Annotated in this window: 7 protein-coding genes; 4 read left to right on the top strand and 3 right to left on the bottom strand. The window is 75.3% G+C overall.

Annotation, left to right across the window (positions count from 1 at the left end; genetic code table 11):
• The 3 genes from BU198_RS29345 to BU198_RS29335 form a co-directional block, all read left to right on the top strand.
• Positions 1-2,209 (top strand): xanthine dehydrogenase family protein molybdopterin-binding subunit (locus BU198_RS29345; protein ID WP_188299876.1); only part of this gene is annotated, 2,209 nt, incomplete at its 5' end.
• Positions 2,210-2,289: 80 nt separating this feature from the next.
• Positions 2,290-2,751 (top strand): (2Fe-2S)-binding protein, encoded by a 462-nt coding sequence (locus BU198_RS29340; protein WP_188299875.1) that lies wholly within the window; start codon positions 2,290-2,292, stop codon positions 2,749-2,751.
• 100 nt (positions 2,752-2,851) lie between these two features.
• On the top strand, positions 2,852-3,991 hold the full coding sequence (locus BU198_RS29335; RefSeq protein ID WP_188299874.1) for an alpha/beta hydrolase: 1,140 nt from the start codon (positions 2,852-2,854) through the stop codon (positions 3,989-3,991).
• Positions 3,992-3,995: 4 nt separating this feature from the next.
• Here BU198_RS29335 and BU198_RS29330 read toward each other — a convergent pair whose 3' ends face one another.
• From BU198_RS29330 to BU198_RS29320, 3 genes are all read right to left on the bottom strand, one after another.
• Positions 3,996-4,616, bottom strand: a complete 621-nt coding sequence (locus BU198_RS29330) for a TIGR03086 family metal-binding protein (RefSeq protein ID WP_188299873.1) — start codon at positions 4,614-4,616, stop codon at positions 3,996-3,998.
• 113 nt (positions 4,617-4,729) lie between these two features.
• Positions 4,730-5,512, bottom strand: coding sequence for an SDR family NAD(P)-dependent oxidoreductase (locus BU198_RS29325; protein ID WP_223245099.1), 783 nt, complete (start codon positions 5,510-5,512; stop codon positions 4,730-4,732).
• A 172-nt stretch (positions 5,513-5,684) separates the two neighbouring features.
• Positions 5,685-6,026, bottom strand: coding sequence for a hypothetical protein (locus BU198_RS29320; protein ID WP_188299872.1), 342 nt, complete (start codon positions 6,024-6,026; stop codon positions 5,685-5,687).
• A gap of 109 nt (positions 6,027-6,135) precedes the next feature.
• On the opposite strand from BU198_RS29320, the gene BU198_RS29315 reads away from it, so the two are divergent.
• On the top strand, positions 6,136-8,019 hold a 1,884-nt coding region (locus BU198_RS29315; RefSeq protein ID WP_188299871.1), incomplete at its 3' end, for a bifunctional [glutamine synthetase] adenylyltransferase/[glutamine synthetase]-adenylyl-L-tyrosine phosphorylase.

The raw sequence follows: 8,019 nt of genomic DNA, 5'->3' as shown, positions 1-8,019 counted from the left end.
GACCCCGGCCGGGGCGACCGTGCCGTCCCCCGCCCGGGCCGCCGCACCGGCCCGCGAGACCGCCCTCCCCCAGCAGCTGATCGGCCTGCCCGGCATCCCGGACATCGTCGACCTCGGCGACGCGATGATCATCGCCGGGCTGCCCACCTCCCACCTGCTGGTCCTCGAAGTCACCACCGCCGGACGCGCCGTGCTGCACCTGCCCCGGCTGGAGGTCGGCCAGGGACTCACCACCGCGATCGCCATGATCGTCGCCGAGGAGCTGGACGCCCGGCTCTCCGACGTCGACGTCCCGCTCTCCGACTCCCGCCCCGAACTCTGCTTCAACCAGCTGACCGGCGGCTCCACCTCGATCCGCGCGCTGTACGACCCGGTGCGCGCCGCGGCCGCCGCCGCCCGGGCCCGGCTGGTGACCGCCGCCGCCGAGCGCTGGAACGTTCCCGCGACCACCCTGCGCACCGCCGACTCCGCCGTCCTCGCCCCCGACGGCCGCCGGCTCGGCGACTGGAACGTTCCCGCGACCACCCTGCGCACCGCCGACTCCGCCGTCCTCGCCCCCGACGGCCGCCGGCTCGGCTACGGCGGCCTCGCCACCCGGGCGGCCGGCGTCACCACACCAGCCGTCCCCTCCTTCCCCAAGTCCCCCGAGCAGCTGCGCCTGGTGGGCAGGCCGACCGGCCGGATCGACGCCCGCGACATCGTCACCGGCCGCGCCACGTACGCCGGGGACCTCCGGATCCCGGGCGCCGTGCCCACCGTGGTCGCCCGACCGCCCACCGTCAACGGCACCCTCAAGTCACTGGACGCCTCCGTCGCCCGCGCCATGCCCGGAGTGCTCGGCGTGGTGCGGATCCCCACCGGCGTCGCCGTCCTCGCCGAGACGTTCGACCAGGCGCTCAAGGGCCGCGACGCGCTGCGCACCACCTGGAACCCGGGCCCGGTCGCGGGCCTGTCCGACGCCGACGTACGGTCCCGGCTGCGCGCCGCCCACCTGCCGTCCCCGCCGCCACCGCTGCTCTCCCACCGCGTGGAAGGGGAGTTCGACTTCGCCTTCGTCAACCACGCCCCGATGGAGGTGCTCACCGCCGTCGCCGACGTCCGGCCGAACCGCGCCGAGCTGTGGTTCGCCTCGCAGAGCCCGATCCTCGCCCAGGGGACCATCGCCGCCGAACTCGGACTGCCGGAGGAGGCCGTCACCGTCCACGTGGTGCGCGGCGGCGGCTCGTTCGGCCGCCGGCTGTTCTTCGACGCCGCCCTGGAGGCCGCCCAGGTCTCCAAGGCCGCGGGCCGCCCGGTCAAGCTGATGTGGACCCGCAACGACGACATGCGCCACGGCCGGATGCGCCCGGCCAGCCACCACCTGGTCCGGGCCACCTACGGCCTCGGCCGGGTGTTCAGCTGGGAGCACCACGTGGCCAGTGTCAGGACCGACCTCGGACACGGCCTCGGCGACATGCTCACCGCGGCCGGCTACAACCTCCCGCTGGCCGGGCTCACCGCCTCCGAACTGTTCTTCCTGCTCACCGAGCGGATCCCGTACGACGTCGGCGTGCCCACCCAGTTGCTCGCCGAGCTGCCGCTGGATCTGCACACCGGCAGCTGGCGCTCGGTCTACTCGGGCACCGTCCGGGTCTCCGACGAGATCATGGTGGACGAGGTCGCCCGCCGGATGGGCCAGGACGAACTGGCCTTCCGCCGCGCCCGGCTGCGCAGCGCCGCCGGGCGGGCCGTGCTCGACGAACTCGCCAGGAGGGGCGACTGGGGCCGCCCGATGCCCCCCGGCCGGGCCCAGGGCATCGGCTACCACGACGAGAACAGCTCCACCGCCGCCTACCTGGTCGAACTCGACGCCACCGACCGGGCCAACCCCCGGGTCACCAAGGCCGTCATCGTCGCCGACGTCGGCCGGGTGATCAACCCCAAGGGCCTGGAGGCCCAGCTGACCGGCGCCCTGGTCGACGGCATCTCGGTGATCCTCCAGGCCGGCAACCACCTCGACAACGGCGCCTTCCGGGAAGGGAGTTACGGCGACTTCCACTACGCCCGGCAGCGGCACACCCCGCCGGTGGTGGAGATCCACCTGATGCCGCCGAGCGGACCGCCGGGCGGCGCCGGCGAACTCGGCGTCCCGGCCGCCTCCGCCGCCGTCGCCAACGCCTACGCCCGCGCGACCGGGACCAGCCCGCGCTCCTTCCCCATCAACTTCTGACCGTCCGATCGCCTTCCGTCCCCATCGTCTTCCGACTCCCGACCGCCTTCCGACCACCAGCCGAGGAATCCCGACTCCCCATGCCGAGCCACACCTTCGTCCTCAACGGGCAGCCCGTCACCGTCGAGGCCCCGGACGACATGCCGCTGCTCTGGGTGCTGCGCGACAAGCTCGGTGTCACCGGCCCCAAGTACGGCTGCGGGGTGGGCGTCTGCCGCGCCTGCACCAGCCACCTGGACGGTCAGGAGTTCCAGCCCTGCACCCGGTCCGTCAAGGACTGCGCGGGCCGCACCGTCACCACCATCGAGGGCCTGGCCGACGGCGAGGTCCTGCACCCGGTCCAGGAGGCCTGGCTCTCCTGCGACGTCGCCCAGTGCGGCTTCTGCCAGCCGGGCCAGATCATGACCGCCGTCGCCCTGCTGCGCCGCACCCCGAACCCGACCGACGCGGACATCGACCAGATCCAGAACATCTGCCGCTGCGGCAGCTACCCGCGCATCCGCGAGGCGATCAAGCAGGCCGCCGCCCGGCGGGCGCACTGACCGGGCCCGGCCCCACTCCGTCGCTCCACACCCTGGCCACACCGGTCCGGACCACCTAGGCTGACCGGACCCCAGTCGCCGAGCCGCGCGAGGATGACGCATGATCAGGCGCCGTTCACTGCTCGCCCTCGCGGGCCTGGGCGGGGCCGCCGCCCTGCTGCCCGCCGGTCCCGTCCACGCCGCCCCGCCGCGCACCATCGACCTGCCCGCACCCACCGTCGGGCGCCCGGTCGGCACCACGACCCTGCACCTGGTCGACCGCGACCGCCCCGACCCGTTCGCGCCCGTCCCGGCACCGCGCGAACTGATGGTGCAGCTTTGGTACCCGGCGCGCGGCACCGCCGGCCGGCCCCGCGCGCCGTACATCACCCCCCGGGTCGCGGCCGCGATCGAGCAGGACCTGCCGCTGGACCCCGGCACCCTCGCCCGGGTCCGCCCCACCGCCCACACCGGCGCACCCGTCCACCCGGGCCCGCTCCCCCTGCTGCTGCTCGGGCACGGCCGCAGGGGCGGTCGCAGCAACTGCACGGCGCTGGCCGAGGAGTTGGCCGCGCACGGCTACCTCGTCGCGTCCGTCGACCACACCTACGACGCCGCCGCCGTCGAGTTCCCGGACGGCCGGCTGGTGCGCAGCGTCCTGCCGGAGGACCCGCCGGACTGGGACGCCGCCGAACGGAAGGAGATCGCCGCACGGGTCGGCGACCTGCGCTTCGTCACCGGCGAACTGACCGGCGGCCGGCTGCCGTTCCGGGTCGACGCGGACCGGATCGGCGTGCTCGGCCACTCCATGGGGGGCGCCGCGGCCGCCGAGGCGCTGCGCCAGGACCCGCGCCTGCGGATCGGCCTCGACCTCGACGGCGGCCTGTTCGGCTCCCCCGTCCCCGAACTCGGCCTGGACCGGCCGTTCCTGCTGCTCACCTCGATCGACGACCACGACACCTGGCAGCGCTGGCGCGAGCACCACCACGCCTGGGGCCGCCAGCTGCGCACCCTCGGCGCGGGCCACCTCAGCTTCACCGACCTGCCGCACACCGCCGCCCCCGGCCACCTCGCCGACCACCTCCCCGCCGACGCCTACGCCTCCCTCCTCGGCACCATCGCCCCGGCCCGCGCCACCGCGCTCACCCGCACCTACGTCCGGGCCTTCGCCGACCGCTTCCTGCGCGACCGCCCCGCCCCGCTCCTCGACGGCCCGTCACCGCGCCACCCCGAGATCGAGTTCCGCTGGAGCCGCCCGTAGCCGGCTAGCCCGTAGCCCGCCGGCTCGCCGGGCCGGCCTGCGGGTCGCGGCCGAAGAAGGCGGCGAGCCGGTCGTACGCCGGGGCGTCCTCGGGGACGGTGACGGCGGGGCCGAAGGCGTGCTGCTCCTCCTCCGCGCCGCGGTACTCGGGCTTGAGCGCGCCGGCCGCCCAGGCGAGGGCGGCGAGCGCGACCTCGTGGTCCAGGCCCTCGGTGGACTGGCCGGTGGCGTGGGCCAGGTCCCAGCCGTGGACGGCGAATTCGGCGATCTGCTGGTCCACGGGGAAACGGGCCGGCAGGCTGCCGCCGCCGGGGACCGCCAGGGTTCCCGAGAGGTCGCCGGCCGCGCGCCAGGCGCCGACCAGTCCCTCCGCTCCGGCCTCGAAGGCGTGCAGCCAGTCCTCCTCGACCCGTTCGAAGGGCTGCGACCAGTCCGGCTGCCCGCCCTCCGCCCGTACGGTGAACTGCCGCAGGTCGTGCAGGAGGTGGCTGACCAGGTCGCCGACGTCCCAGGAGCGGCAGGGCGTCGGGTGGCCCGCCAGTTCGACGCCGGTGCCGTCGATCAGCCCGGCGGTCTGGGCGAGGGCCCGGGCGAGCAGCTCGATCGGGTCGTCCGCTGTGGTCATGGCACACCTCTCGGTCCTGGGTCCCGGCGCGGGGGCACGGGTCGTGCCGGGCGATCGTAAGCGCGGGCGCCCACCACCGCCCGGCACGACACCGGGCCCACCGCCACCGGCCGTCAGGCGGCGAAGCCGCCGTCCACCGCCAGCTCGGCGCCGGTCACGTACCGGCCGTCCGCACCCGCCAGGTAGGCGACGGCGGCCGCGACCTCCGCGCCGGTGCCGTAGCGGCCGAGCGCGGTGAGCCCGCTCTGGAACTCCGCCGAGCTGCCGTCGGCCGGGTTCATGTCGGTGTCGATCGGCCCCGGGTGGACCAGGTTGGCGGTGATCCCGCGCGGCCCGAGTTCCCTGGCCAGCGCCTTGGTCAGGCCGATCAGCGCGGCCTTGCTGGTCGCGTACAGGGTGGCGCCGGGGAAGGCGACGCGCTGGGCGATGCAGCTGCCGACGTTGACGATCCGCCCGCCCTCCGCCAGGTGGACGGAGGCCGCCTGGGCGTACAAGAAGGGCGCCCGGACGTTCACCTCCAGCACCCGGTCGACCTCCTCCAGCGGGTAGTCGCCGATCGGGCCGACAGCGCCGACGCCCGCGTTGTTCACCAGGACGTCCAGCTTCCCGAACCGCTCGACGACGGCCTCGACCGCGGCCCGCACCGCCTGCGGGTCGGCGCTGTCCGCCTGTACGGCCCAGCCCTTCCGCCCCATCGCGGTGATCTTCGCGGCGACCTCCTCGGCCCGCTCCGCACCGCCCTGGTAGGTCACCACCACGTCGGCGCCGTCCTCGGCAAGCCGCAGGGCGACCGCCGCCCCGATCCCCCGGCTGCCGCCGGTCACCAGGGCCACCTTGCCGTCCAGGCCGCCGACGCCCTCGAAGCCGTCGCGCACTGCCGCACCGTTCATCGTCATATCTCCAGAACTCCTCGTTCCGATCTCGGACATGACTCGATCCTGGTCTGAGGCGTTTCAAACCTCCGGCGGTATTCGGACGTTGAGTTCAACGTTCAACCAACTCCCGGAAGGCCCCGGCGAGACCCCGGCGAGCCCCCGGAAAGCCCTCGCACCCCGGCGCGCACGCCGTCTACCGGTAGTACGACCCGACCGCCGGCTGCCCCGTGTAGTTCGGCCCGGCCGCCGGGTCGGCTCCGACGTACTCGAAGGGCAGTGCGACCGGTCGTCCGCCGTCCAGGATCAGCAGGTGCCGCCGCGCCCGGTACTCGAACCCGGCCGCCCGCAGCGCCGCCACCACCGCGCGGGCCGCACCGGAGCCGTCCGGCCGGCGCACCGACTCCGGGTCGAAGTGCGCGGCGAACCGGCCCTCAGGGGTCAGCCAGGAGGCGGCACGGGCGATCACGCCGAGCTGGTCCCCGAGGTAGTGCAGCCCGTGCACACAGGTGATCAGGTCGTAGGACCGCTCCGGCACCCAGTCCGCGACCGCCGCCGTGACCAGCCGCAGGTGCGGCAGGGCGGCCGCGTCCGGCGGCGGGCCGCAGGGGCGCGTAACCTGCTGGGGCGGACGGATGGAGGGGCCGATGGCGGTGGAGGAGCAGCGGGCCGGGAGCAGGGTCAGCAGGCCGGAGAACCGGCTGGTCCGGCGCGGGTTCGGCGACCCGGCGCGGGCGGTGCGGCTGCTGGAGGGCCCCGGGTTCGAGGGCCTGGGCGACGATCCCCTGCTGCTGGACGCGCTCGGCGCCACCGCCGACCCCGACCTCGCGCTGCTCGGCCTGGCCCGGCTGCTGGAGGCCGCGGACGAGGCCGACCGGCACACCCTGCGCGACACCCTCACCACCTCCAAGCCGCTGCGCGACCGGCTGCTCGGCGTGCTCGGCGTCTCCACCGCGCTCGGCGACCACCTGGCCAGGCACCCGCACGACTGGCACGTGCTGGTCACCTTCGAACTGCGCGACATGCACCCCGGCCCCGAGGACTTCCGCCGGACCCTCGCCGAGGGCGTCCGCACCGGCGACCGCGGCCCGGCGGACGCGCTGCGCGTCGCCTACCGCCGCTGCCTGCTCGCCATCGCCGCCCGCGACCTCACCGGCACCACCGACCTCGCGCAGACCGCCGCCGAACTCGCCGACCTGGCCGGCGCCACCCTCGGCACCGCCCTGGACCTCGCCGCCGAACAGGACCCGGAGGCCGCTGCGGCCTGCCGGCTCGCGGTGATCGGGATGGGCAAGTGCGGCGGCCGCGAACTCAACTACGTCTCGGACGTGGACGTCGTCTTCGTCGCCGAGCCGCGCGAGGGCGTGGACGAGCAGGAGGCGATCGGGGCCGCCACCCGGCTGGCCGCCGCCCTCACCCGGCTGTGCGCGGACACCACCGGCGAGGGCACCATCTGGCCGGTGGACGCCAACCTGCGCCCCGAGGGCCGCAACGGCCCGCTGGTACGCACCCTGGCCAGCCACCTCGCCTACTACCAGCGCTGGGCCAAGACCTGGGAGTTCCAGGCGCTGCTCAAGGCCCGCCCGGTCGCCGGGGACGCGGAACTCGGCGCCGCGTACGTCGAGGCGCTCGCCCCGATGGTCTGGCAGGCCGCCACCCGGGAGAACTTCGTCGCCGACGTGCAGCAGATGCGCCGCCGGGTGATCGACTCCATCCCGGTCACCGAACTGGACCGCCAGCTCAAGCTCGGCCCCGGCGGGCTGCGCGACGTCGAGTTCTCCGTCCAGCTGCTCCAGCTGGTGCACGGCCGCACCGACCCGGCCCTGCGCAGCGGCAACACCCTGGAGGCACTGGCCGCGCTCTCCAGGGGCGGCTACGTGGGCCGGGCCGACGCCGCCTCGCTGGATGCCGCGTACCGCTTCCTGCGCTCGCTGGAGCACCGCATCCAGCTGTACCGGCTGCGCCGTACCCACCTGATGCCCACCGGGGCGGAGGACCAGCGCCGTCTTGCCCGCTCACTGGCCGCCCTGATCAACGACGACACCCGGGCCGACCCGGTGGCCGCGCTGCACCGCGAGTGGAAGCGGCACGCGATGGAGGTCCGGCGGCTGCACGAGAAGCTGTTCTACCGGCCGCTGCTCGACGCCGTCGCCGAACTGCCGCCGGGCGCCACCGGGTTGACCCCCGACGCGGCCAGGGCCCGGCTGGAGGCGCTCGGCTACGCGGACCCGGCCGCCGCGCTGCGGCACATCAGCGCGCTCGCCTCCGGGGTGAGCCGCAAGGCCGCGATCCAGCGCACCCTGCTGCCGGTGCTGCTCGGCTGGTTCGCCGACTCGGCCGACCCGGACGCCGGGCTGCTCAACTTCCGCCAGGTCTCCGACGGACTCGGCCGCACCCCCTGGTACCTGCGGCTGCTGCGGGACGAGAGCGCCGCCGCCGAGCAGCTGGCCCGGGTGCTGTCGGCCGGCCGGCTCGCCCCCGACCTGCTGCTGCGCGCGCCCGAGGCGGTGGCCATGCTGGGTGACCCGCAC

Source organism: Streptomyces sp. CBMA156 (assembly GCF_014596515.1).
Taxonomy (GTDB): Bacteria; Actinomycetota; Actinomycetes; order Streptomycetales; family Streptomycetaceae; genus Kitasatospora.
This window is presented reverse-complemented; position numbering and strand designations above follow the sequence as displayed.